We start from the raw sequence: 24,735 nt of genomic DNA, 5'->3' as shown, positions 1-24,735 counted from the left end.
CGGCCAGTCTTTTGCGAGGATTTGTCGAGGATTTGCCCTACAAAGAGCAGGACCCCGATTGCCCGAATCGGGGTCCCGCAGCGTTGCTGTCTGTCTCGCGCCTACATATCTGCGAGCGCTCCACCAGGGTTCTCGATGGCGTCGGCCACGTACCGGAGGAAGCCGGCGGCAGTCTCGCCGTCGCACACCCGGTGGTCGAAGGCTAGGGTCAACTCGGTAACCTTGCGTACGGCAAGTTCACCGTTGACCACCCACGGCCTGTCGATGATGCGGCCCACGCCGAGCATCGCAACCTCTGGATAGTTGATGATCGCGGCCGAGCCATCCACGCCGAACACACCGTAGTTGTTCAGCGTGAAGGTGCCTGAGCCGAGTTCGGCTGGGGTCGCCTTGCCGTCACGCGCGACGGCGGTCAGGCGCCGGATCTCGGCATCCAACTCGCGGGCGCTCAACTGGTGCGCGTTCCGGACAGACGGGACAACGAGACCGCGATCCGTCTGTGCTGCGAAACCCAGGTTGATTCCGTCAAAACCGACGATCTCCTGGGAGCCGTCCTCCCCGACTTCAAAGCGCGTGTTCAATGCCGGGTACTTTTTTAACCCAGCCGTGACAAAACGAGCAATGAAGGCCAGCAGACCGGGCGTGTCGTGCGGAGCGCGCTTCTTCAGTTCAGCCCGCATCTCAAGCAAAGCCGTTGCATCCACATCCACCCAGACCGTGGCCTCAGGGATTTCCGTGCGGCTCTTGGTCATGTTCGCGGCAACTGCCTTGCGAACTCCACGGACCGGAGTCCGGGCCGAGACAGCGAGCCCGGTACGGGAGTCGAGGTCGCCCTCAGCCACCGGCACCGAGGCCGGAGCCGTCTCACGAACACGAGCAGCAGGAGCTTGCGGGGCCTCAGGAGCTGAAATAGCAGCTTCCACATCCCGGCGCATGATCAGCCCACTAGCTCCCGAGCCCTCGATGTTCTCAAGGGAAACACCATGGTCCCGGGCCATCTTCCTGACGAGCGGCGAGATGACGGCGCTGAGCTTGCCGGGGATGCGCGTTCCGGCGACGGCCGGCTCGGAAGCAACCGGGGTGTCAGCCCGGATCTCCCTTTGGCGGTCGACGACGGCGACGCTCGCCTTCGGCGGGCGGGTGCGGCCTCCGGTCACGCCACCTGGAGTGCCGTATCCGATGAGTACATTGCCGGATCCAGCTTTCTCCTCGGTGCGATACGTCTCGGCGGCCGCATCAACCTCGGGCGAGGCCACGATCCCGGTCGAGACTGCATCGTCGGCAGAAGAGGTAGGTTCCGGCGCGGCGGGAGCAGCGCCCGAACGTGCGATCGAGATCAGCGGCTTGCCGACGTCGAGCGTTTGGCCAGCCTCACCGTGAAGCTCGGCCACGGTGCCCGCATAAGGCGAGGGCACCTCGACCATGGACTTCGCGGTTTCGACTTCAGCGATCGGCTGATCCACCTTGATTTCGTCACCCACAGCGACGAGCCAGTTCACGAGTTCAGCCTCAGTAAGGCCCTCCCCCAGGTCCGGCAGTCGAAATACCTGCATATCTGAGCTCATGGTCAGTCCTCCCATTGAAGGTCGTCGACGGCGTCGAGAATACGGTCGACGCTCGGCAGGTAGTAGTGCTCCAACTTGGGAGACGGGAACGGGACATCGAAGCCAGTCACACGGCGGATCGGTGCAGCGAGGTAGTGGAACGCACGCTCCTGCACACGGGCCACGATCTCGGAGGATACGGAGGCGAAGCCATGAGCCTCGGCGATCACGACGGCGCGTCCCGTCTTGCGCACGGACGCGCAGACGGTTTCATCGTCGAAGGGGACGAGGGTGCGGACATCGATGACCTCAAGCGAGCGACCCTCTTCGGCCGCAGCGGCCGCCGCTGCGAGCGCAGTGGGAACGGACGGCCCGTAGGCAATCAAGGTGGCGTCAGTGCCGGGACGAGCAACAGCCGCGCGGCCCTCGGTGGAGGTGCCGGCGTCGTGCTCTGCCCGCAAGGCGTCCAGGTCAACCTGGTCTTTGGACCAGTAGAGCTTCTTGGGCTCCATGAACATCACGGGATCATCCGAGTCGATGGCTTCGCGGAGCATCCGGTAACCGTCTGCAACGGTGGCTGGGGTGTAGACCTTCAGGCCTGCGGTGTGGGCGTAGTAGGACTCGGAGGAGTCGCAGTGGTGCTCCACTCCCCCGATGCCACCGGCGTAGGGAACACGGATAACCAGGGGCATCTTGACCTTGCCCTTGGTTCGGTTGTGCATCTTGGCGACGTGGCTGACGATCTGTTCGAACGCCGGATAGGCGAAGGCATCAAACTGCATCTCGATGACAGGCCGCATGCCGTTGATAGCCATGCCCACAGCCATGCCGACGATGCCGGATTCTGCCAGCGGGGTATCGAAGCAGCGCTGCTCGCCGAATTCGGCCATGAGTCCGTCGGTGATGCGGAAGACGCCGCCCAGGATGCCGACATCTTCGCCGAAGACCAGGACCGAGGAATCGGCACGCATGGCATCGGCCATTGCCGTGTTGAGGGCCTTGGCCATGGTGATGGACTGAGGGCCGCTCGCCTCAGCGGTAGCTGCAGCGGACGCGGCTGCGCTTGCGGTGGCGGCGCTGACGTTGCCGTTGACGTTGGTGGTGACGGTCATTTTGCGCTCTCCTCTCGTGCGAGTTCGCCGGCAAGCAGTTCAGACTGCTCTTTCAGCTGCGGGGTGGGCTTGGAGAACACGTACCTAAAGAGGTCCAGCGGCTGTACCGGGACGTCTTCACCCAGGCCTTCGCGCAATTGGGTGGCCACCGCTTCTGCATGTTCGGCAATGCGGTCGTTGGCGGCGTCATCCAAGAGTCCCTTGTCGGTCAGATAAGACTTCATGCGGGTCAGCGGATCCTTCGCTTGCCACTCGGCCACCTCACTGTCCGGGCGGTAGCGCGTTGCATCGTCGGCGTTGGTGTGCGCCTGCATGCGGTAGGTGTGGGCTTCGATAAGCAACGGCCCCGAGCCTTCGCGGGCCAGGTTCACGGCACGGTCCATGACGGCAAGGAGCGCGACGAGGTCGTTGCCGTCAACGCGCTCACCGGCCATGCCATAGCCAACAGCCTTGTGAGCCAGAGACGGTGCCACCGACTGGTGGCTGAGCGGAACGGAAATGGCGTACTTGTTGTTCTGCACGAAGAAGATGACCGGCAGGTGGAAGACGGCCGCAAAGTTCAAGGCCTCGTGGAAGTCACCCTCACTCGTGGCACCATCACCGCACATCGCCATCACCACGGTGTCCTCACCGCGGAGTTTGGCGGCATGCGCGACGCCGACGGCGTGCAGCAGCTGCGTGGTCAGCGGGGTGCACTGGATCCCGACGTGATGCTTCTTGGGATCGTAGCCACCGTGCCAGTCGCCGCGGAAGATCGTCATCGCCTCAACGGGGTCCACCCCGCGTGTCATGACGGCGACGGCGTCACGGTAGGTGGGGAACAGCCAGTCACCTTCGCTGAGGCACATGGCAGCCGCCACCTGGCAGGCTTCCTGTCCGTGGCTCGAGGGATAGACAGCCATGCGGCCCTGCCGGACGAGCGCGGAGTTCTGATCGTTGACGCGACGTCCGACGACGAGCTGCTCGTACGCGGCCATCAGTTCAGCGTCGTTCGGCGTTGGGTACTCGTGGCCGGGTTCGGTGCCTTGCTCTTCATGGGAGCGAAGGGTGCCATCCGGATTCACCATCTGAATCTGGTGCCGGGCAGGCAGCATGTAGTCCTCTACGCTGATGCCGAATTTTCTCTGGACGTCAGCAGCTTGGTCCTCTACTGCCGCTTCCGGCGCAGTGTGGTCTGCGTGGATCGTCATTGGTCCGTCCTTCTCTAGCCACTATGTGCTTCCAGTATGTTCCGGACAGCAGTTTCGTATCCAGCTTTCGTTCAAATCATGGAAGAGCATGCAGGAAGTGGCTATTCTGAAAGACGAATTGCAAATGTGAGCTGGGTAACGAGCCAGTCCTGTAGACGAATTGGAGACCACGTGAGCGAGACCGAGGCAGAGCAGACTGCCGTGCCCCTGGATGATGTTGACCGGGACATCATCCGCGAGCTCACAACTGACGGCCGGATGTCCATTACACAAGTGGCCGAAAACGTGCACATCAGCCGGGCGCACGCCTACTCACGCATTGCCCGGCTTACCGGCGAGGGGGTTTTGACCAAATTCACGGCGTTGGTGGACCCGATCAAAGCCGGCCTGCGATCTTCGGCCTACGTCACCCTCAAGGTCCAGCAGCATTCCTGGCGAGAACTGAAGGAGCGCTTGCGGGCGATTCCCGAGGTCCACCACATCGCCCTGGTGGGCGGCGACTTTGACGTCATCCTGCTGGTCCGCGCCACGGACAACATCCACCTCCGGCGTGTGATCTTCGACCAATTACAGTCCATGGACGGCATCCTGGACACCCAGACTTTCCTGGTGTTTGAGGACGTTGATACTCGGTAGCTGCCCTGGCGGCAGGCGCCTCGTACGGAACACACATTCGGGGACCATAGACTGTCCCCGTGCCCCTCAAAACTGCCTCCCTCACACGCGCCACTGTGCGGGTTACTGTTTCGGTTTTGGTGATCGCCCTGCTGTGGCTGATCGCCGCTTTTCAGTTCTTTTACAGCCCGCCGAGAGTAGTGCCTCACCGAACCGACGCGATCGTCGTTTTGGGCGGGTTAAGCAAGGAACGACTTCCAGTGGCTCAGGAACTCCAGGACAGCCTGGATATCCCCATTTTGGTGGTCTCGACGACGGGCCTTTCCGGCAACGTTGAGGGTGACGCTTTGTGCCACGAAGACGATGACCCAGATCTAGTTTGCTTCCGTCCCTCACCACTGAATACCCGAGGTGAAGCCAGAGGCCTTGCGGAGCTGATCGCGCAGAACGGATGGAAGTCCATCACTGTGGTTACCTCCGACTATCACCTGTTGCGGGCAGGTACTTTGATGCGGCAGTGCACGTCCGTAGAGATCCAAATGGTGGGCTCCCAACCCGACCTTTCGGCCGCAGCCTGGCTGGACAGATTCGTGGTCGAAACAGGTGGGCTGATCGACGTGTGGATGCAGCCGGAGTGTTCTTCTCACTAAGGTAGTGGGAGGAACTGTCAGAAAACACGTCGCCGAGCGACCGTCCACGGAAGGTGCACGAGGTGAGTCCAACACCAGCAGGCCCGCTTCCAGCGGGCCGTCATTTCAGGCGCCGTCGCTTTGGATTTCAGCTCCCGTCGGCTCCTGTCCGCACGCAACCTACGCCCATAACCGACCATCCGAGGCCTTCGTCAGCACCAATCCCCATAGTCCCCACCAAGAGCTCCGAGCAGCAACAGTTCAAGCGTCGGGTGGCGTTGGTTCTTGTCGCCCTGGTTGTTGTGGCCGTGCCGACTCTTCTGGCAGTCCTGCTTCTTGCGGGCTAGCTTTCACAAGCCCGCTAGAGTGTCGATCCTGGCTCAGCGGCAAGCTCAGCTAAGATGTTGAAGTCTCTGTCTGTCGCAAGATCGCTCTCTTGGGGGAATAACGTGCCCAGCATCATGCCCATTTTCGGTACCCGACCCGAAGCTATCAAAATGGCACCCATCGTCCATGCCTTGCACGAATCCGAAGAGTTCGACTGCATCGTTACCGTCACAGGCCAGCACCGCGAAATGCTCGACCAGGTCAACGACCTTTTCGGCATCACCCCGGACCACGATCTCGATATCCTCCAGCCAGGTCAGTCGCTCACCGACATCATGACGCGCACCATGACCGGGCTCGACAAGCTTTTCTCGGCAAACAAGCCGGACGCCGTCATCGTTCAAGGTGACACGACCACATCCACAGCTGGCGCAATCGCGGCATTCTACCATGGCATCCCCGTAATCCACGTCGAGGCAGGCCTCCGTAGCGGCAATCTCCTTTCGCCGTTCCCCGAGGAAGCCAACCGCAAGATCACCAGCCAAATCACGACGCTGCATCTTGCGCCCACTACGACCAGCCGGGCGAACCTCCTTGCCGAGGGCGTATCTGCTGAAGACATCGTGGTTACGGGCAATTCCGTGATCGATGCACTCTTCACCACAGTAGACAAGCAGATTCCCTTCACTGATCCCCAGCTCGAGGAGCTTGCAGCCAGTAGTCGCAAAATTCTCCTTGTGACCACGCACCGCCGCGAAAACCAGGGTGACGCTATGCGCGGTGTGGGCCGCGCGTTGGCCCGCATTGCAGACGCCGAGCCGGACCTCGTCATCGTCCTGCCCGCCCACAAGAATCCGGTCGTCAGGGAAGCGGTCCTGCCCGCCCTCGCGGGGAAGCCGAATGTGGTGGTCACGGAGCCTTTGGCCTACGGAGAGTTCACTCGAATGCTGTCCCTGGCACACATCGTCCTCACCGACTCCGGTGGAGTCCAGGAGGAAGCACCCAGCCTCGGCAAGCCCGTTCTTGTGATGCGTGAAAACACGGAACGTCCTGAAGCCGTTGAGGCTGGCACCGTTACTCTCATTGGCACCGACGAGGAACGAATTGTCTCCCAAGTTGACCGTCTCTTGAACGACGCCGATCACTTCGATGCCATGGCCAACGCCGTCAACCCCTACGGTGACGGTCGCGCATCAGAACGCACGGTCGCCGCGATTGCTGAGCTCCTCGGTGTAGGACAGCGGATCGACGAATTCGGTGTGACAGTTTCCGTCTAGTAAAGACGGTCATTGGAACAGGTTTGTCATGAACCGTTAGCACAAATTACAGTTCTTTCTGGAGCTTGAAAGTTGGCGTCAAGTTATTGAGTTTGGCGTGCCCACACGCCATTCTTTTGCCATAGGTCCAAGGTCTCACCCTACGAGCCCAAGGATCCACCGTGGCAAAGTTCAGGTCCGAGACATCACTACACCCCACTGCCAAAGTCAGGCTGCTAGCAGCGAGCGTCCTAGCCGCACTCATCTTGATATTTGGATTAATTCACGGGCCCGTTGCAGCCAAGGCTGCGGCATCCCCCGTCTATCCCATCAGCGGCTACTTCATCTATGGCAGTACGAGCGATGCCTCAAACACCAACAAACTCAGAGACATCAAATCAGTTGGCGGGGATACCGTGGTGACGTTCGGATCGCTGCTTAAGCCCTCCTCCCTTTCGGCAGTCCCGGCAGCGTGCGTGCTGAACGGCGTGAACTGCGCCAAAGCTGCGACCTCAGGTGTCAATGTCAACAGGTATTTCACGTACAACGACAACAGCTCTTGGGGCACTTCATCGCTTGTATGTCCGCGCGACAAGACCCTGGCCAGCGGCAGCACAATTTACACAGTGCTCGTCCTTCCCTCACAAGGGACGGGGTGCAACTCGTCCAACGGCTCCTACGACGTTGTGGTGATTACAGGCGGTACGGCATCAATCTCCATCTCCTTGGGCAGGGTAGCCACAACGCTGGGTATGAAGTACTACGCAGGGATGCCAGCGCCGGTGAAGAGGACCGACGTGACCTACCTGCCGGATCTGTCCTACCAGTCCACCTTCACGAGATTCACTGAACGATTCCTGCAGTACCAGGGCAAGGTCAACAACGTGGCCGGTCTGGCTGGCTTCTACCACCACACGGAGATGCCACTCAGCGACGGCGCCATCTGGGATTCGGTTCTCACTGTCTATGAGATCCAAAATTCGGCCATCGCCAAGTACCTGCCCACACGGTCGGCACTGGTTAGTCCCTACATTGATTCACGCAGCGCTGCTGGTGGGCGTGTCACGACAGACCAGGTACGGCGCTCCGTCAACAATATCGCCCACACTGCGAACGGCGTTGATCTGGCCATCGCCGTGCAGGATGGAATGGGAACGGGTAAGGCCGGGACCTTCTTCGGCAACGAAAGCGGCAACGCCGTGGACCAGTATGCGGCATCAATCGTCGGGAACGGTTCGTGGGGAAGCAAGTACTTGGCACCGAACCGCGACTACTTCATTGCGCTGGCCGACGGAATCGAGGGAACCGGCGCCGAGCTCTGGGCCAATCTAGAAGGTATGGCCCCGGCAACCAGTCAAAACCCGTGCGGAAGCAGCCTCCGCGGTCAAACCACCAAGTCAAGGGTTGATAAGCAATTGCAGCAGATGGGCAACTCCCCCGTAAAGGTCATCTCCTTCATGTGGGATAACTACTATACCTGCAGCGGCACCTGGACGCCCCTGTTCGATCGGTTGAAGACCGGCAGCACCACGCCTGTCATTACTGATTCCATCTTCTATGGGAACGGAGATGTCCTAGTGACGGGTTACAACCTCAGTGGCGGAACTGTAGACGTGAAGTGGACTGACACGGCTGGTAGGACCCATGAGAAGACGGTCTCTGCCACAAACTACAACGCGCAGTACGGAACACAACTGGGCATGAATCCACGCCTGGAGTCGGTGACGGCGAGCCTCGGCGGTACGTCCCTCGGTTCGGGCAAGTACTACATGATCAACGTAGTCAACGGCGCCGGCGTGAAGAACGATGCCTTCTACTCGGATCGCGGCTGATCCAGGGATAGGCAATAAGCGGCGTAAGAGTCACGGACCTTGCCGGAGGGCCGTGACTCTCAGGCGATATAGAAGCGGTTCTTCCCGTCCAACTGGTCCAGCCGGTGGCACCATACAGCGCGCTCGGAGCCGCTAGACGCCGCGTCAAGCTCATTTTCCAAGGCGTCGATATCCAGAGCGTGCTCGTCTTGCTCGAAGATAAAGTCGTCTTCAGAGAGCACTTGTGATTGCTCCGTCTGTTCAACATTGAAGGAATGTACTGACGGCCTCGCCCAGAAGATGCCATCGCCAACGGTTCGAGCCGGAACTCCAGCCGCCGTGGAGTTGGACGGGATCCGCTTTGTGACAAGGCAACGGGCAGCCAAAATGCTCCCGGAGCCAACCCGGGCACCCTTGAGGAGCAGCGCATCCTCGCCAAGCCATACGTGATCCCCCACCCAAATTGACGCACTTGGGTTGACACGTTGGTGTGAATCTACCGAATAGACCAAATGAGGGTCTGCTGTCCGCAAGGCCACACGTGAAGCGAACATCGCGTCGCGTCCAATAATTATGTGTTTCCGTTCAGTGGGGAGCATGTGCGCTTCAGAGGTGAATGAAGCCTCCGGACCAACGTACAACACGGACTCTTCAAAGACGGTCGCAACCAAACGCGTATAACGAGACGATTTGCGGATATAAATGACCGAGTCATTGCCCAGGAATCGAAGCCGCGAATTCCGAAGCATAACGCCGTCCTCCACATAGAGGACGTTGCCTGTGCCAGCAAACTCCACCGATGAGGAGACAAATTCCGATTCGGAAGTCTCAGTGAGGTAGACCTCGTTATCACGCACCTTGGTGACGTCCGCGTACGAGCGAATGGACTGGGGGGACATCACAAGGCCACCAAGACAACTACCAAGCTAGCGGGCAACGGACACAAATCCGTCTGCTGCATTCTCTCCTTCAGAAGCGGTGCCCCAGGTGGCAGCGTCGTCGAAATCTGCATCATCTGCAGACGCAACTTCAAGGACAGTGCTGTCCTTCCAGCCCACACCCGTCAAGGCGCTCAGCGCTTCGGGAGTCGGCGCGTTGCCATGCACCACCATTAGCAGTCGCTCAACTCCAGCGGCAACGACAAACCGCAACGCCACAAGGTCGGCGAGCACCCATTCACCCTGTGGTTCCACCACGGCGATATGCGAGGCTTTGCGATTCCTATCCTCGACTTCTTTAACCTCTGCTTCGACGTCGGAGACGAAGTGCACCTCAACGGTGTCGCCTGACTCAGAGACCTTTTGGCAGCGGTAACGGTAGTGACCGAAGTGGTCACCGTCCAAAACAACGTATTCCTCAAGCCCGGCAGTCTGGAGGTTGAGCTCCGAGGAACTCAGCTTCGTTTGTAAGCACTGTTCCGGACCTCGCCTTACAGGCTCGGGAAGGAGGCTGCTCCAGCGCGTTCCGTTCTCTTCGATCGCGGTCACCGCAGAGAGATCTTCGATTGGATCATAGGCTGCAAATAGCCGCTGGCCCTCCGATGTGAGCTTGACGAACTTGTAGGAGTGATCGGTCAGTAACTGCATAAATCGCGTCCGGCCCAGCGACCCCTCGATAAACCAGTTTGCACCTTTAACCTCGGAGGCAGCAGAGTCGACCCGCAATTGAACACGAAGCGTGTCGTCATCGTGGAAGGTCCTAATGTCCTCGCAGACAAACGACTTCGGCTGGGGAGCCGTGAGGAACTCACGGATAATGCACAACATCGTTGGCAGAGCGGCCCGTGCAACCGCCGAATGGCCACCGTCGACGCGATATTTAGTCAGGTTCGGGACGTCTTGAACCAGCTCAATAAGTGAGTGATTGCTCAGTTCATCTGAATTCGTGTAGAAGTAATCAATTTTGCGGCCTTCGGCGAAGTACTGCCGCAGAAGAACCTCGGGCTGCTCAATTTCATGGAGCGCACGGTTCCGGAACAGATTGTCCTTGAAGAACGGCTTGTTGAAGTAGTAAGGCAGGTTCATCTGGGGCACTGCCAGCAGCAACTGAGCGTCCGGGAAGTCTTTTGCGTAGTGGATGGCAATACTGCCGCCCTTGGAGGCGCCAAACAGGAGCATTTCCGTTGGATCAACACCATATTGGGTCCTCAGGTCCTCGATGGCTCGCCAAACTCGGTCATAAAGCGGGCGCCCGGCGCTGTCCACCATCATGTAGGAACCGGCGGCAAGATAGCGGTCCTGAAAGCACACCATCAGGGTCTCGTTCAAGTCTGTATCAGTAATTGCCTTCAGATAACTGACAGCGTAGGAGATACGGGACGTGGACGGACCAAACCCAGGAAAAGTAATCAGCAACTTTTTAGGGTTGGTGGTATTGCCGCGCAGCGAATAATAGACATCTCCGTGCTGCTCGACGCCGTACTGGTGGTCATACTTGAGCTGCTGCGGCGTTGTAAAAGCACCGCGTCCGATTTTCAGGTCGAAAGGGGCATCAATAGTTAATTTGAAGCGGGATACATCGTCCGAGCTGACGATAATGTTCCGATACTCCAGGGGGAAACCACGTGCTGGTGGCTCAATTTCATTCCCGTAAACAACCGTGGAATCTTGCAAGAGCTGGAAGCCTTGGCCACGGCGGTTCTCCCAGTCATGGATCGTCAGTTTTGCAAAGAAGAGGCCTTCCGGGAGGCTTTCGGAGGCGATACGGCGTACGCTGCCTTCCAGCCCCTTGGCTTTGAGGAATTGGCGAGCGCGCGTTTCCGGCCTCGAAGCCATGATCTTGCGCGCCAGCTCCGTTCCCAGAGGTGAATACGCTGCTGCCTTACCTGCATTCTTTATGCGGCGTTGAAAGCCTCGAATCATTTTCATTAGAGACTCAGCATTCTGTCGACGATTTTCGCGTTGATTCGCTCCGGGTCCACGCCCTCGAAGAAACGATCCCGGCGGTGAATATATATATCATCCGGACGGAGGTAGTGCTCCTGAACAATATGGTTGATGAGTTCGGAGTGCTCGTGGAAGACCGGCCCCAGTCCATCCTCACGGAAGTCGAGCCTGCCTTCGTACGGCTGGTCTCTGAAGAAGTCCACCGCGTCCCAGTGGTAGTACGCAATTGGTGTCCCGATGAATGCGGCGTCAAGGACGGCTGAACTATAATCCGTGAACACCATTTCCGCCGAGGCTATCGCCGCGCGGTAGCTGAGGTCGGACTTGACCACACGCTCGGAGAACCTGAACTGACCCGCACGCTTTTCTACGTTGGGATGCAATTTGACCTCGAGTGTTCGGTCCGTTTGCTCCAGGAATTTGATGAGGGCCGGATCCGATAGGACGGCATCGATGGCGCGGAAATACTTAGACTGGGTGAAGTGTTCAGCCGAGGACTGGTGCAAGTTGAACCGCCACGTGGGCATGAACAGGAGGTGCTCGCGGCTATGCTCGGCCCGCGCGAGTGACTCCATCCGTGGCAGACCCGAGTTGAGAGTCTCAACTGGAGCGAGCTTGCCCAGGTAGTCGGCCTCAATCTGGCCAGTGGCAACGAACACGTCGAAGTACTTGGATAGCACCCAATCCGTCATGTCGTTGAGTTGCACGCCATGCTGAAGGTAGACAAACCGAGAGTTGGCCAGTGTCTTGGCCTTGTAACGGATGTTGTAGATCTGCGAGGACACGACCAGGTCCGAGATCAGGAACTTCTCATAGAACTCTGTGGTGAAGATCGGAATGAGTTTGAAGCCCTTGGCTTCCAGCCGGGACCAATCATCTGACTTCGGGTTCAGTGCAAAGTAGACTTCGGTGAAGTCAGGGTGGTGCGTAACGAAGTACTCGTACAGGTGCTCCGCGTTATCGTCGGCCTGAAGTGGCCGGTCAAAGAATAGGATGGTCGATGAAGGTCGCAGGGGGCGTTCGTAGAAGTCGTAGCACTCGGGTCGGGCATATGCTGGCCGGAGCTCCCGTGGCAAATAGGACTTTTCGATCGTGAGGACGTCGTTGCCAAACCTCAGTCGGTAAAGCTGCAAAGCCGAGTCTTCACTGGCTTCGCCCTTGCGGAAGATAAGGTTGGCATCGCCATCGCTGAGTTGCTTGAACAGGTGGGTGTCATGTGCCGGGTTGTTCAGCCACCTAAGCCAGAACCCCTCAAACGGTTGAAGAGGATCCACCAGGGCAACGTGATCCACCAGGTCAAACTGGTGGATCAGGTCACTGAGATGGGCCAACGTTACTTGCGTAGTTTTCTGCGCCCTCATGCCGCGCAGGAACAGCGCAATGTACCTCACCAAGTACAGCTGAAGATCGTTGGAGGTGGTCGGTATCAGGGGTACCAGGCGGGTGGCGTCCGGGGCGACCTGGAGTCCGATGGCTGCTTTTGTATCTGAGGTGACGGAGAACCCTGTGGGCAAGGGAGTGACCGTTGCGATAGACCAGTACAGGCGGTAGCTGATATAGAGCCCAGAACGATCGATATCACCGATTGCTTCCAGGGCGTCGGCCAATCGCCGGGTGTTGAAAACGACGCCGAACACGTCGGTGTCGCGCGCGTAGTGGTAGCTCTGATCGATCTTTGTCCCGCCCACGTTATTCGCAATGGGGCCGGTATAGATTACGGGCTCCGCAAGATACACCGTTCGGGTACGAAGGTAATCCAACATGGTTGACACATAGCTGGCGGATATCTGATGCGACGTACGCACAAAGACGACATACTTGCTTTCAATGGAGCCACAGAGCTGGGTGATCTTTTCAGTCGTCAGGGCTTCATCGACATGCAGGAGCTCAAACTCACTTTCCGAGCGCAACCGCGCTGAAACCAAGCGTCGATACATCACAGACTCACGGTCAAGGCGTCCAGACTCTTCGAGAACGATCGTGAGTATGGGTGCTACGTCGGCCATCTATGTCCTTGGTAAGTCGAGTGCGTGGAAAAGGCGCAACGGAGAATCCCATGACAAGTCTGGCATCTGTGACGTATCGCACAGAAATATGCACCGAAATTTCCCCGAAGTTGCGCAAATCAACCCTTAGTATACGCGATGTTCCACATTCGTTGGATTTACAGGCTGCAAGGCTAAACCGACTCCCGCTATATATAGCGGGCCTTAGTCTTGCTGGGTGACAAATATCACCCCCTAGTTCACCCGGGGTTCACTCTTTGTTCGGGTCTTCATAGGAACGCTTTGGGAGGCTGTGCGGACAGAGACACTCTAGCCACACAACAGCGGAAGGAATCCAGCATGACGATCCGAACCTTGCAGGCCGGCGATTGTTTCCCGGTTGACCTCTTGAGCATTAATGATGATTGCCCTGCCACTACACGGACCAGCCCTCCTGCGCTGTGCTCCCTTGATGCCGGCCACGATGGCCAACACGTGGCCGCAGACTCTACTGCGTCCCCCGAGCTCGCCAACGCCGACACCTTCGATGAGACGGGCGATGTTAGGGGGAATTCCGGAACGTCAACCCTCACCGTTGTGAGCGTTTGGGACTGAACAGCTATTACATGGGCGGCAACCAGTGAACAGCCAGCCGGTAGTAGTCTTGTGAAAGCACAAGAGAGCGACTTTGGCCCGCACAGACGTGGTAGTTTGCAATACGGCCCGCCTCCCATCAGGAACAGTTCAAGCATGAAAGGGGCCGATCATTCGTACTCTGCGCACCGCCCTTGGGCAATTTAAAGACGGCGTACTAGCGCACGTAATGAAGGTCCCTCGCCGCAACAACGCCCATTCCATGCACGATTCGGCCCGCGGAAAGAACGATCTGGTCTTTCCGGTAGCCGTCGCGCTCGGAGACCATGATCGAAGCAATAGGCTCCCCGTCGCCACCCTCCTCCCAGAGTCCTCCAACAAAGCCTGGGGCTATGAATGGGATTGCGTCGCTCTTGAACCCCATTCCTGGCTCGAAACGTTGCAGAAGAAGCCCGTTAGGATGCTCTTCGTTGAGTCGTCCTGGGCTGAAGCGGTCGGCTGGGCCGGACCGCAAATGACCCCCAATATTCAACGCAAAGCTTTGACTGACATCGTTGAGTGGTGCAAGTCGAGAAGCATACCAACGGTTTTCTGGAGTAGAGCGCAAGAACCGTATTATGTAGAGCTATTCCACGCAGCGATGATTTTCGATGTCGTTCTTACACACGCCGCCGAGCGTGTCGAAGAGTACAAGGAAAAACTCAGACATGGCCGAGTGGGAACACTGAATTTCGCGGCCCAGCCTAAATTACACAATCCCGTCCGCCCGGATAACGGGTTCCAGGCGCGCGATGTTGGCTTTGCTGGAACGCATTCCCCCTCAAAGTCTCCTGAACTGCACAAGCAAATCGAGGTCGTCCTACGCGGGGCAAACGACGCGTCCAGCAAGATGGAGCACGGCCTGGAGATGTTTACGGACAAGCCTCACAGCAAAGCCAAGCCCTATCCACCAGCGCTGAACCCTCGCATGGTTGGAAGACTTGAGTACGAACAAATGCTCTCGGCGTACAAGGCTTACAAGTGTTTTGTGGCATCAACATCTCGGGAGATCTTCGAAGTAGCGGCCTCCGGCACGGCTGTTATCGCAGCTGGGAGGCTCATCCCCAACCATGCCTTCAGCGCCATCGAAGTTCCGTCTGCCTCAACGCGCGAGGAATCAGCGAGTTTGGTGCGCTCTCTGGTTCAAAGCACAGAGCTGCGTGATCGAACTGTTCACATGGCCCAGCGCAGGATCTGGCAGCAGCACACGTACTCGCACCGGGCGGCTGAGGTGCTTGGTGTCGTGGGCATTCCTGCCGAGCCCGCTGTAGAGACGTCCATGACAGTGGTCCCCAAGATTTCTGTTGTGGTTTCCAGCATCCGGCAAGAGCAGACAGGCCACATCCTCGGCACCGTTGGCAAACAAGTAAACGTGGATGTTGAGCTTGTTTTCTTGGCCCATGGATTTGAACCCCATGTAAGCAGCATTCGGGCTGAGGCACTGGATCATGGCATTGAAAATGTAGTAATACTGCAGCAACCCCGCTCAACATCACTGGGAAAATGCCTGAATTTCGCCGTTGATGCGTCATCCGGGACGTACGTGGCCAAGATGGACGATGATGACGTTTACGGCCCTCACTATCTGCAAGACCAGTCAGGGGCACTGCGTTTCAGCGGAGCAACTGTCAGCGGAAAGCAGGCACATTACATGTATCTCGCCGGCCCCGGCGTGACACTCCTCCGTTTTGGGCACAACGAACACAAGTTCACTGATTTTGTCATGGGACCGACAATGTTCACCGCCCGGGACACGTTGAAGGATATGCCCTTCCTGGACCTGAACCGCGGGGAAGATACTGACTTCCTGCGAAGGGTAAGGCAGGCCGGCGGAAGTGTTTATTCGTCCGACCGGTTCAACTTTCTTCAGATGCGCTCCGGCGACGGCGATGGCCACACATGGTCCGTCAAGGAAGAGGACCTCATGGCCACCGGCGTCGTCTCGTTCTTCGGGATGAACGAAGAGCACATCATCTTCTGAAGTCAGAGCAGGACGCCTTCGCCGACAACAGGGGTAGCTCGAATCCAAATACCTCGTGTATCGATGACTTTCTTGTCCGCGATGAACTGGGGATCCAAGGCACGAAACTGGTCGTGGTCCACCAGGACCACCACGACGTCAGATCGGCGAATGGATTCTTCAGTTGATACCAGTTCAACGTTGCTGCGGTTGAGGAGCCGCCCGGGCAACCCCTCGACGTGTGGTTCGGCAATGTTGATGCGCCGCTCCTTTAGGGCATCCGCAAGGTGAACTGCAATTTCAATGGCCGGTGACTCCCGGAGGTCATCGATATTCGCCTTGAACGCAAGGCCAAGGACCGAGACTTCCGCTGTGGCGGGAAGGCCAACCAGAGACGAAACCACCTGCTGGAAGACCCATTCGGGTTTGGCGTCATTGACTTCGCGTGCCGTACGGATCAATCGTGACTCTTCAGGCGCTGCCGCCACTATGAACCATGGATCCACGGCTATGCAATGACCTCCAACGCCGGGACCAGGCTGGAGGATGTTGACGCGCGGGTGGTGATTAGCCAACCTGATCAATTCCCAGACGTTAATCCCCATTTTCTCGCTAATAACGGATAATTCGTTTGCGAAAGCAATGTTGACGTCGCGGTAGGAGTTTTCCACGAGCTTTGCCATCTCGGCTGTGACAGCATCCGTCGTATGAATTTCACCCTGACAGAACACTGAGTACAGGTTCTTGGCCGCTTGGGCGGCTTCTGGCGTGAGGCCTCCTACAATCCTGTCGTTAGTGACGAGTTCAATCATCACCCGCCCCGGCAGAACGCGTTCCGGACAATGTGCTACCAAAATCGCCGGCCGCGAAGCTGATCCGTCAAGACTTAGGTCCGGCCTGAGGTTAAGGATGTATTCCGCCATGTGCTGGGTGGCTCCGGGTGGGGATGTAGATTCCAGAATCAGAAGCTCACCCCCCTGAAGCTGCGGAGCGATTGCTCGAGCCGCTGCGTCAATGTATGTAAGGTCAGCGGACCGATCCTCCTTGAAGGGCGTCGGAACTGCGACGATGTACGCTTCCGCCTTGGGTGTCGCGGTGGCGGCCGACAGTCGGCCTTGGCTGACCGCCCCTGCAACATGTACGCCAAGATCCGGCTCGACGAAGGGTACCTGACCGCGGTTAACCGCTTCCACGGTGTTCTCGTTGATGTCAACGCCGACCACAGAAAGACCGTTAGTCGCCAAGATTGCGGCTGTGGGCAACCCGATGTAGCCCAAGCCGATCACTGCGACCTTGTTAATTGTTGTCAATGCTGTCCCCTTGTTTAGACAGTGATGTGTTCTTTGGGATCTCCAAAGAACTTGATTTCGCCAGATGCCGCCAATTCTTCGTCCGTCGCGTCCCAGGTGTGCCCGTCTGCCTGACGCATTTGACAGAAGTTGAACCTGTCGGCGGCATACACCTTGCCGCCGGCCGTGGTTATAGACTTCAAGAAGGCGGTGTCCTCGCCCCTGCTAACGGGCTCAAACGGATGTGCTTCAAAGGTCTCACGGCGAGCAGTTATAGTGGGCCCCATGACGAACCGGCTGAAGCGGTGTTCCATATGCGGCATCCGAAGGACGGTAGCCCTGCTCGAGATGAAGTGCATGTGATGGGCGTGCTTTCCAACCACGTCTGCGTCAGAGTAATCCAGCGCGTACAGCAAATCGGCAAGATAGTTGGCGCCGTAGTAGTCGTCGTCGTCCATCTTCGTCAGGACTTCACCTGTGGAGGCGCCAACGCAGAGATTGAGGCACTCCCCTAAGGAAACATTCCGGGTTTGCGTTAGAACCTTGTACCGACGCACGCCATACTTCTCTGCCAGTTCCCGGGCATGGCTCGACATGATTTCAAAGCCATGAGTCAACAGCACGAGCTCGATGTCGACACCAACCTGGCTTCCGACCGTTCGGAAGACGTGCTCCAACTGATGGGGGCGAATGGTTGATACCAATGCGCTGACCGAAGGCAGCGCGGCTTGCCGTGATCGTTCGGGCAGCACCGACGCTACCACCGTCTCGGCGCGGTGTGCGTACGTGTTTTCTGCCCAGATCCGGCGTTGTCCGCGATGGACGACGCGATCATTTAGTTCTGCGCTGCGGGCGAGCATGCGTATCTGATGCTCCCCTTGGTCCTGTGACTCAGCAACGAAAACCTCGTCTGGCTCGAAGAAATGCCCGATAGCCGCGCTAGGAGTGGAAACGACTGGCGTCCCGGATGCTGTGATTTCGAAAATCCGGCGGGCACACATGCTCGGAGAATCAACCACGGAGTTGACGTTGAGGAACACCTTGTACGCCCGGTACGCAGTCAACATTCTCGAATAATCCAGGCTTCCAACAACGTTCTCATTGAACGGCACCGGGAACTGGTAGTTGGAGTCGCCACCGAGCTGCCGAGAGAAGATTTCCAACTTGGGGCCGGACTTGGCCGAGGCCTCCCTTGCTGCGGTCAGTAGCAGATCCATCTGCTGCCGGCGTTCCGGGTACTTGTGCGCGAAATACATTCCTGCGAACGCCACTCCTCTGGAGTGGCGCTCCTGCCCAACACGAACAGGATTGTGGATCGCTGGTTGGGCTGCAAACGGCAGGGCAGCCACGCGCTCGTGACCCAAGTCTTCCCGGTAAATGGGGATTCTATGCGAATCACTTGTAAACACGACGTCGAATTCCCGTGCAGCAGGCAAGAAGTCATCGTAGTGGGGCGGGTCCTCCTTGTTCCAGAAGACAGTGGGGATTGATTGCTCGCGGCACCATTCCATGAGTTCCAGGAATTCCGTTTTGGGGCCGGACGTTCCCATCAGCTGGTACTTCCAGGAGCCGCCATTTCCGTTCCAGGCAGATTCCACGAACAGAAAATCAATGGGAGTCTCCGCCAATTGTTGGCGCCAGTGATCCTTTTTCAGAGTTAGCAGCTTCCATTCGAAAGCGAACGCAGCAGCAGAGAAGTCATCCAAGATGACTCCAACAGTAAGGTCAGCTCGTCGAGGTTCTCGGTCAGGGATGCGGTGCGGCCCAAATGAAGGGGGGCCAAGGGCTGTTTTGCTGGGGGACTTTGATCTCCTCTGTTTCCGGTTGATCCTGGCTTCAACCTTCCTACGCCTGCGCCATTCCGCGACTTGTTCCACCCCGCCTTCACGATAGTGCCACGCGGCTTTCCTTAGATCCTGAACGTTGTAGATCATGCCCGGCTCCTACGCATTTTGCTCCTTGCCAACACTTCAGTCGTTTGAAGATCGGAGCGCGCCTCATCCCTGAGGCGCGCAGCAGTCAAGTTATTACCCTTAGCTAATTGACCGGTGAATTCCTGGTAGGCCTTAACCGTCTCGGCTGGACCACCATCCATGATCAGGTGTCCCTTGTCCAGCCAGAGGACCCGGCTGCACATCTTGGTGATGGTGTCCAGGGAGTGACTGACCAGGAAGACACAGCCGGCCTGTTCGCGGAGTTGGTCCATACGCCGTTTGCTTCGGTCACCAAACTGGGCGTCACCAGTGTTCAGCGCTTCGTCCACCAAAAGAATCTCCGGGTCGATGCTCGCGGCGATCGCGAAACGGAGCCTGGAGGCCATGCCCGATGAATATGACTTCATGGGCAGGTAAATGGAATCCTCCAGCCCGCAGAGTTCAACGATGCTATGGAACTTGGCCTCGACTTCCTGCCGGCTCATGCCCATGGCGAGGCAACCAAGGACAACGTTCTGATGGCCGGACAAGTCAGGCATCAGCGCAGCATTCACACCGAGCATGATGGGTGTACTCGAAGCGAAAATCGCTCCGGATGTGGGGCGCATTTGACCGCTGATGAGCTTCATCAGCGTGCTCTTGCCGGAGCCGTTACGGCCGATGATTCCCACGGACTCGCCGCGTTCCACCACCAAGGACAGTTCGTAAAGCGCACGTACCGTCACGGTGTTTGGTCGACGGCCAAGGCGGCTCAAGAACCTTGTATCCCGACGTTCCTGCGCCACTGCTTCCGAGTCCGTAGTGACCACGCGGTATTCCATCGCTGCACGGTCAACCACCACACACGGATGGCCTTCAACATCCACGACTTGCTCATCCGCGACCATAGGACTCCTCCCCTTGCCAGAAGAAGACCATACCCACGAGAAGTGCACCCAATGCCCAGACGGCTAGTGTGGCCCAGGACTGCCACGTGGGGGCTTGGGCGTAAAGGATGCAATTGCGAAGGATATCGATGACGTTGAACAACGGGTTCATTCTCAGAACGGCCAGAATGTCGGGGTGCTTCACAAACTTGTCGTAGGAGTAGAAGATTGCGGAACCGTACATCCAGGCGCGCATGAAGAACGGAAGCAGGTGGGTAGCATCGTGGACGCGCGAAATGATGCGCGCCAGGATCAGTCCAACGCCAAGATTGAAGACTGATTGAAGCAAAAGTGCCGGGATGATCAGTAGCCACAACCAGGTGATCTTCTCGACCGGCGGGATCAGGGTAATGATCAGAAGCATCGCGAGGATCAGCGGCACGTTGGACATCATTTCCCGGATGTTCATGCCGATCGGCAAAGTCGCCCGCGGAAAGTTGAAAGCCTGGACCACGGACTTATTGCTGTGGATGGAACGGGCACCGCTCGTAATAGCGCCCGATGTGCCCTGGAATATGAAGATTCCAATCACCAGGTAACCAACGTAATTCTCAATGCCGCCGCTGGTCTGGAGCAGAATGCCGAAAATAACGTAGTACGTCAGCCCATTGAAGATCGGGTTGAGCAGCAACCATGCACTGCCCAAGCGGTCTCGTCGCGTGCCACTCTGCACCCTCGCGCGGGCGTCATAAAAAATGAACTCACGGAAGTCCCAGAGCTGAACCAGATAGTCCAGAAAGCCCGGGCGCGCACCAACGCGCGTCAGGCGGCGCATGTCCACAGCCAGTGGTTGTACCAGTGCTGGCTCGGGCAGTAGTGCTTTTTTCGCCGACATCAGCTGACCCTCCTTACGTTGTTAGACGCCCAAATTTTCATAAGCCCGGATGTATGCCTGGGCATTTGCCTGCCAAGTCCTCGTGGCCAATACTTCTTGCCTGCCAGCGGCGCCAAGCCGCTTCCGTAAACCGTCATCATCAAGCAATTCGTACAACACCTCAGCCAGTCCCCCGGGATCTTCAGCGTTCGCCACTCTGCCGTTTACGCCGTCGTGCACTATCTCCCGCAAGGCGTCCAGGTTGCTGGCCACCACAGGCCGGCCGGAGGCCAGGGCCTCCACAGGTTTGAGCGGCGTCACGGCCCGGGTAACAGCCAGGTCCTTGCGTGGAACCACAAAAATATCCAGCGCCAAGTGGTAAAGGCGAGCCTGCTCCGGAGGAACACGCCCTGTGAAGAGCGTCCGTTCCGAAAGTCCCAAGCGCCGGACTTGGTCCTGAAGCCCGGGTGCAGCGGTGCCGTCCCCGACCAAAACCAGCTTCAACTGTGGCAGTCGTGGCGCAAGCAGCGCAAATGCTGTGACCAGATCGTCAAGGCCCTCGTAGTCGACAAGGCTGCTTACTGTCCCGATATAAAGCCCGTTCGGGTCCAGTCCCAGAGCCAGCCGCGCCTCGCCATGATCGAGCGGTTCAGATAAGTAAGCGCCGCCCACGGCATTCGGGCAGATAAGGATTTTATTGTCCGGAACGCCCATGGCCACGATGTTGTGTTTCATGGACTCGCCCAGCGTCACCACCAGGTCCGCGCTCTGCATGACGTCGGCTTCCCGTTCGGTAAACAACTTGTACCGTTCGCTCCGGCGAGCTTCCTCGCCACGGGTAGACGCCCACGTGTCAGCCAGTTGTCCACGGACTTCGTAGGCCCACGGGACGTCCAAGGCATTTGCGACTTCCCGGGCTACCAGGCCGTTGACGAAGTGGGTGGTGGTATGGAGGACGGCGGGCTTGAAGTCGTGGGCAAGGGACAAAATGCCTTCGGCCTGCTGCTGTAGGCGACCATGCATGGACGGCTTCATGCGCGCCGGCAGGAGACGTTCGTAGCGCACGCCGTCAACAACGTCATGCTGCCGCGCTGTCACCGCGCCGATCTGCACGGGGTAACCCAGGCGCGTTACGGCCAGGGCTTCCCAACCGGCGTCCTGTTGGGCTGTCAGGATGGAATGGCTGCGCCGCGCGTAGCCGCTGCCGGTATGCGGCACGGAGTTCGTCAGCAGATGCAGGACCCTGCGCGGCTGCGGTTTCACTGCGGATGCCGTCAACGTTGGACTCCACCCCTGGAAGACGCGGACTTCGGAATCAAGCCGCTGCCGCTGTTTCGCCATGCCGCCCCGCTCGCCAGCGAGGACGACGGCGGCGCCGCTCATGTCGCCGTCGTACCACTTGCGTCTGGCGAGGGTCGCCGGAGCCCGGGTCGCCCCCGCGGCGAGGGGCAGGAAAACATCCGCCCACGCTGGCTGCCCGGCAGCGATGGCTACTTCTGCCGCCTTGCGGGCGCGGTCGCCGTCAAGACCGGCACGGACGCCATGTTCAAACCGACGGGTAAGCCCAGCGGTGTCCCCCGCCGCGTGGGTGGCCAGCAGGAAGAGGGGACGGGCGGAATTGGGCGCAAGCCTGGCCACGAAACGGGCCAGCGGCCTAACGATCCTGGACGGCAGCCGGCGAAGGACCTGGAGGAACAAGACAAAGGGCGACTCTGTGAGGTGCTCTGACACGGTTCCCGCAGTCAGGGCAACGTTCTTGAGGAGTTGGATCACGCAGTCCCCCGGGCATCGGCAGACTCCGGATTGACCAAGGAGGTTATTGAGTCCATGTATCGAAGGGCCAGCTGGGCGTAGTCAGCGTTGTCCCTGACCCAGTCGCGTCCGCTGCTGCCTGAGGCAAGACGGCTTCGGTCCTCGGAAAGCTCCCGCCACAGCTGTGCCACTGCTTCGGCGTTCGCCGCGACGACGTCGCCTCCCCCTGCTTCAACGATGATGCGTTCCGCTTCACCCCGAACCACTGCCGTGACGTGCCGGCCAATGGCCAGAACCTCGTAGGTCTTGGAAGGGACGGTTGTCTCGAACGATTTCCAGTCATCACGGAGGGACACGATGCACGTATCAGCCTCGCGGTACTTGTCCATAACGGCCTGACCCTGCAATGAAGGGAAGAATGTCACGGGCGCGTTGAGCTCGCGGGCTAACTTCACCAGTTGCGGCCGGCTGGTGCCGTGACCCACCAATGTCAGGTGGAATCCATCGCCCAGCAGCGCGCTTGCCCTGATGAGGATGTCCAGGCGCTGGCTTTTGCCATGATTTCCGAGGTAGACGGCTTGAAAGACGTCGCGTTCCAGGGCAGGTGGCTCTAGGAAGGGCATGGAGTTCAAATCAAGGCCGTTACTCACGGTAACGACGTTCTTGATGCCGCGGTCCCGCAGCGTCTCGGTAAAGCCGTCGGTAACCGTGACAACCAGGTCCGCTCGCTGCTGGACGAACTCGACCACACGCTCCACCAGGCTTTTGACACTGCCTTGCACGATTCGCGCGTCGCGGGCCAGGTCCGGCCAGGCATCGCGCATCTCGACGATGAAAGGGACCCTGCGAAGTCGGGAAAGCACGTATCCAGTAGCCAGCGTCGGGAGGCTCGGAGCTGTGGCAAGAATCGCGTCTGGTTTCTTGCCGCCCAAACCTATGGGAACGGACATCACGGCGGAGAAGAGTTGGTCAACGAAACGTGCAAGTGGCGATGTGCCAAGATGCCGTAGGTATGGCACGCGCCTAATGGTTTCGCCGTGGGGGCCCTCCTGGTGGGCAAAAGCGAATCCGGCCTTTCGCCGGGGCAGATCCCGCTTGCCATTGGGATAGTGCGCGACGGGAGCGACGACGTCGACGTCCCAGCCGGCCTTCCGGAATTCCCGGGTCAGGGACAGCCAACGGCGCTGCGGGGGGCTGTGCTCCGGCCAATATGAGTGGGTGAGAAGCATTAGACGCAACGGGAATGCAGGATTTACGGCAGCCGCGTCCCTGGGGAGGGAAGTATCCATGGACTACTTGCCGTTGAGGCGGGGTCCGCGGATCCCCTTTGAGCGCAGGGCACGGAAGTACGCAAGGCCCAGTAGCAGCAACACCAAGACCGTCAGGCCTTGGACAAGGGGGTTGTTCTCCGCGACAGGGGCCAGGGCCACCTTCAAGGGGCCGGTGATGTCTGCGCTGACAACTGGTGGGGCTGCGGTTTTCGTAGGAGTGGGTGTGGGCGTAGGCGTCGGCTCGGCGGTGGCCGTGGCGGTCTCGGCGGGAACCTCGGGCTCTACAAAGAAGTTCTCGACAGCAACATCAGTGGGGACAGCAGGAGTGGGAGACGTAGCAGGCGGAGTCACAGCAGGCACTTCCGCGGGCGGAGCGACTGGCTCGACGACGGGCGGCACCACGGGTGCGGGAGCTGGCTCTTCGGAGGGCTGGGCAGGTTCCGTAGGAATAGGTTCCAGAGTGGCGGGAGGCGAGGACGGCTGAATGACGGGCGGGATGATGACCGGGAACGTAGGCTCAGGCGTGGGCGATGGGTCCGCCGGCTGTTCCGTGTCTGTGCCGGGGTTGGTTACCGTAGTGGCCATGGCTGGTTGGGTACCAAAAAACCCGAGAATAGCCAGCATGATGACCACAAGTGCGGCTTGAACACGTCTAATTCCGGTGCCCAACTTTCCCCCCGTTAATATGTCGTACAAAACGCCAAGGGCGTCCGTTCCAGTGCGTCCACCTGAAGGAGGGTAGGCGCGGCCGCCAACAGCAAGGAGGGCAGCCCGATTTAGTCTAGCGTATGGATAACAGTCA

Annotated in this window: 20 protein-coding genes; 6 read left to right on the top strand and 14 right to left on the bottom strand. The window is 58.8% G+C overall.

Features of this window, described 5'->3' with window-relative positions; translation table 11 throughout:
• Positions 1–101 precede the first annotated feature (101 nt).
• Genes AC1DD5_RS01485 through pdhA form a run of 3 tightly spaced genes read right to left on the bottom strand, consistent with a single transcriptional unit; the run spans position 102 to position 3,846 of the window.
• Entirely contained in the window at positions 102–1,565 is a 1,464-nt protein-coding gene (locus AC1DD5_RS01485) for a dihydrolipoamide acetyltransferase family protein (protein WP_442016537.1), read from the bottom strand.
• A 2-nt stretch (positions 1,566–1,567) separates the two neighbouring features.
• On the bottom strand, positions 1,568–2,656 hold the full coding sequence (locus AC1DD5_RS01480; RefSeq protein WP_442016538.1) for an alpha-ketoacid dehydrogenase subunit beta: 1,089 nt from the start codon (positions 2,654–2,656) through the stop codon (positions 1,568–1,570).
• Entirely contained in the window at positions 2,653–3,846 is a 1,194-nt protein-coding gene (pdhA, locus tag AC1DD5_RS01475) for a pyruvate dehydrogenase (acetyl-transferring) E1 component subunit alpha (RefSeq protein WP_442016539.1), read from the bottom strand. The genes AC1DD5_RS01480 and pdhA overlap by 4 nt, the downstream gene beginning before the upstream one ends.
• Before the next feature lie 171 nt (positions 3,847–4,017).
• Here pdhA and AC1DD5_RS01470 point away from each other — a divergent pair, with 171 nt between their 5' ends.
• The 4 genes from AC1DD5_RS01470 (at position 4,018) to AC1DD5_RS01455 (ending at position 8,505) form a co-directional block, all read left to right on the top strand.
• Positions 4,018–4,482: an Lrp/AsnC family transcriptional regulator gene (locus AC1DD5_RS01470; RefSeq protein ID WP_442016540.1), complete on the top strand. Its 465-nt coding sequence runs from the start codon at positions 4,018–4,020 to the stop codon at positions 4,480–4,482.
• Positions 4,483–4,541: 59 nt separating this feature from the next.
• The gene (locus AC1DD5_RS01465) at positions 4,542–5,111 is read left to right on the top strand and encodes a YdcF family protein (protein ID WP_442016541.1); all 570 of its coding nucleotides are present in this window, start codon (positions 4,542–4,544) and stop codon (positions 5,109–5,111) included.
• A 428-nt stretch (positions 5,112–5,539) separates the two neighbouring features.
• Entirely contained in the window at positions 5,540–6,694 is a 1,155-nt protein-coding gene (wecB, locus tag AC1DD5_RS01460; protein WP_442016542.1) for a non-hydrolyzing UDP-N-acetylglucosamine 2-epimerase, read from the top strand.
• A gap of 161 nt (positions 6,695–6,855) precedes the next feature.
• Complete coding sequence (locus AC1DD5_RS01455; RefSeq protein ID WP_442016543.1) at positions 6,856–8,505, top strand: hypothetical protein; 1,650 nt, start codon at positions 6,856–6,858, stop codon at positions 8,503–8,505.
• Between the two features lie 59 nt (positions 8,506–8,564).
• Here the strand turns inward: AC1DD5_RS01455 and AC1DD5_RS01450 are convergent, their stop codons facing one another.
• From AC1DD5_RS01450 to AC1DD5_RS01440, 3 genes are read right to left on the bottom strand one after another with little or no spacing between them, the layout of a single operon-like run.
• Complete coding sequence (locus AC1DD5_RS01450) at positions 8,565–9,383, bottom strand: acyltransferase (protein WP_442016544.1); 819 nt, start codon at positions 9,381–9,383, stop codon at positions 8,565–8,567.
• A 27-nt stretch (positions 9,384–9,410) separates the two neighbouring features.
• On the bottom strand, positions 9,411–11,351 hold the full coding sequence (locus AC1DD5_RS01445) for an alpha/beta hydrolase family protein (protein ID WP_442016545.1): 1,941 nt from the start codon (positions 11,349–11,351) through the stop codon (positions 9,411–9,413).
• Complete coding sequence (locus tag AC1DD5_RS01440) at positions 11,351–13,375, bottom strand: CDP-glycerol glycerophosphotransferase family protein (RefSeq protein ID WP_442016546.1); 2,025 nt, start codon at positions 13,373–13,375, stop codon at positions 11,351–11,353. Before AC1DD5_RS01440 ends, AC1DD5_RS01445 begins: the two co-directional genes overlap by 1 nt.
• 339 nt (positions 13,376–13,714) lie before the next feature.
• On the opposite strand from AC1DD5_RS01440, the gene AC1DD5_RS01435 reads away from it, so the two are divergent.
• Positions 13,715–13,969, top strand: coding sequence for a hypothetical protein (locus tag AC1DD5_RS01435; RefSeq protein WP_442016547.1), 255 nt, complete (start codon positions 13,715–13,717; stop codon positions 13,967–13,969).
• A gap of 196 nt (positions 13,970–14,165) precedes the next feature.
• Here AC1DD5_RS01435 and AC1DD5_RS01430 read toward each other — a convergent pair whose 3' ends face one another.
• Positions 14,166–14,372 (bottom strand): hypothetical protein, encoded by a 207-nt coding sequence (locus tag AC1DD5_RS01430; protein WP_442016548.1) that lies wholly within the window; start codon positions 14,370–14,372, stop codon positions 14,166–14,168.
• Between the two features lie 291 nt (positions 14,373–14,663).
• Between AC1DD5_RS01430 and AC1DD5_RS01425 the strand changes: the two genes are divergently transcribed.
• Complete coding sequence (locus AC1DD5_RS01425; protein WP_442016549.1) at positions 14,664–15,968, top strand: glycosyltransferase family protein; 1,305 nt, start codon at positions 14,664–14,666, stop codon at positions 15,966–15,968.
• A gap of 2 nt (positions 15,969–15,970) precedes the next feature.
• Here the strand turns inward: AC1DD5_RS01425 and wecC are convergent, their stop codons facing one another.
• From wecC to AC1DD5_RS01390, 7 genes are all read right to left on the bottom strand, one after another.
• Positions 15,971–17,257, bottom strand: a complete 1,287-nt coding sequence (wecC, locus tag AC1DD5_RS01420) for a UDP-N-acetyl-D-mannosamine dehydrogenase (protein ID WP_442016550.1) — start codon at positions 17,255–17,257, stop codon at positions 15,971–15,973.
• A 14-nt stretch (positions 17,258–17,271) separates the two neighbouring features.
• Positions 17,272–18,942: a glycosyltransferase family protein gene (locus tag AC1DD5_RS01415; protein ID WP_442016551.1), complete on the bottom strand. Its 1,671-nt coding sequence runs from the start codon at positions 18,940–18,942 to the stop codon at positions 17,272–17,274.
• 224 nt (positions 18,943–19,166) lie between these two features.
• Positions 19,167–20,057 (bottom strand): ABC transporter ATP-binding protein, encoded by an 891-nt coding sequence (locus AC1DD5_RS01410; protein WP_442016552.1) that lies wholly within the window; start codon positions 20,055–20,057, stop codon positions 19,167–19,169.
• Entirely contained in the window at positions 20,044–20,931 is an 888-nt protein-coding gene (locus tag AC1DD5_RS01405; RefSeq protein WP_442016553.1) for an ABC transporter permease, read from the bottom strand. The genes AC1DD5_RS01410 and AC1DD5_RS01405 overlap by 14 nt, the downstream gene beginning before the upstream one ends.
• A gap of 21 nt (positions 20,932–20,952) precedes the next feature.
• A complete protein-coding gene (locus tag AC1DD5_RS01400; protein WP_442016554.1) occupies positions 20,953–22,683 on the bottom strand; it encodes a glycosyltransferase family 4 protein in 1,731 nt (576 codons plus the stop codon).
• Positions 22,680–23,951, bottom strand: a complete 1,272-nt coding sequence (locus AC1DD5_RS01395) for a glycosyltransferase family 4 protein (RefSeq protein ID WP_442016555.1) — start codon at positions 23,949–23,951, stop codon at positions 22,680–22,682. The genes AC1DD5_RS01400 and AC1DD5_RS01395 overlap by 4 nt, the downstream gene beginning before the upstream one ends.
• Before the next feature lie 3 nt (positions 23,952–23,954).
• Positions 23,955–24,518 carry a hypothetical protein gene (locus tag AC1DD5_RS01390; protein WP_442016556.1) on the bottom strand — a complete coding sequence of 188 codons (564 nt, stop codon included), beginning with the start codon at positions 24,516–24,518 and terminating at the stop codon, positions 23,955–23,957.
• Positions 24,519–24,735: the final 217 nt, after the last annotated feature.

This window comes from Paenarthrobacter sp. 10L420, assembly GCF_056395385.1.
This window is presented reverse-complemented; position numbering and strand designations above follow the sequence as displayed.

Bases quoted from the DNA above. Each gene is read 5' to 3' on its own strand.
- AC1DD5_RS01405 (WP_442016553.1), bottom strand. From the start codon at position 20,931: ATGTCGGCGAAAAAAGCACTACTGCCCGAGCCAGCACTGGTACAACCA.
- AC1DD5_RS01440 (WP_442016546.1), bottom strand. From the start codon at position 13,375: ATGGCCGACGTAGCACCCATACTCACGATCGTTCTCGAAGAGTCTGGA.
- AC1DD5_RS01485 (WP_442016537.1), bottom strand. From the start codon at position 1,565: ATGAGCTCAGATATGCAGGTATTTCGACTGCCGGACCTGGGGGAGGGC.
- AC1DD5_RS01395 (WP_442016555.1), bottom strand. From the start codon at position 23,951: ATGGATACTTCCCTCCCCAGGGACGCGGCTGCCGTAAATCCTGCATTC.
- AC1DD5_RS01480 (WP_442016538.1), bottom strand. From the start codon at position 2,656: ATGACCGTCACCACCAACGTCAACGGCAACGTCAGCGCCGCCACCGCA.
- pdhA (WP_442016539.1), bottom strand. From the start codon at position 3,846: ATGACGATCCACGCAGACCACACTGCGCCGGAAGCGGCAGTAGAGGAC.
- AC1DD5_RS01445 (WP_442016545.1), bottom strand. From the start codon at position 11,351: ATGAAAATGATTCGAGGCTTTCAACGCCGCATAAAGAATGCAGGTAAG.
- AC1DD5_RS01435 (WP_442016547.1), top strand. From the start codon at position 13,715: ATGACGATCCGAACCTTGCAGGCCGGCGATTGTTTCCCGGTTGACCTC.
- AC1DD5_RS01390 (WP_442016556.1), bottom strand. From the start codon at position 24,518: ATGGCCACTACGGTAACCAACCCCGGCACAGACACGGAACAGCCGGCG.
- AC1DD5_RS01430 (WP_442016548.1), bottom strand. From the start codon at position 14,372: ATGGGGTTCAAGAGCGACGCAATCCCATTCATAGCCCCAGGCTTTGTT.
- AC1DD5_RS01410 (WP_442016552.1), bottom strand. From the start codon at position 20,057: ATGGTCGCGGATGAGCAAGTCGTGGATGTTGAAGGCCATCCGTGTGTG.
- AC1DD5_RS01450 (WP_442016544.1), bottom strand. From the start codon at position 9,383: ATGTCCCCCCAGTCCATTCGCTCGTACGCGGACGTCACCAAGGTGCGT.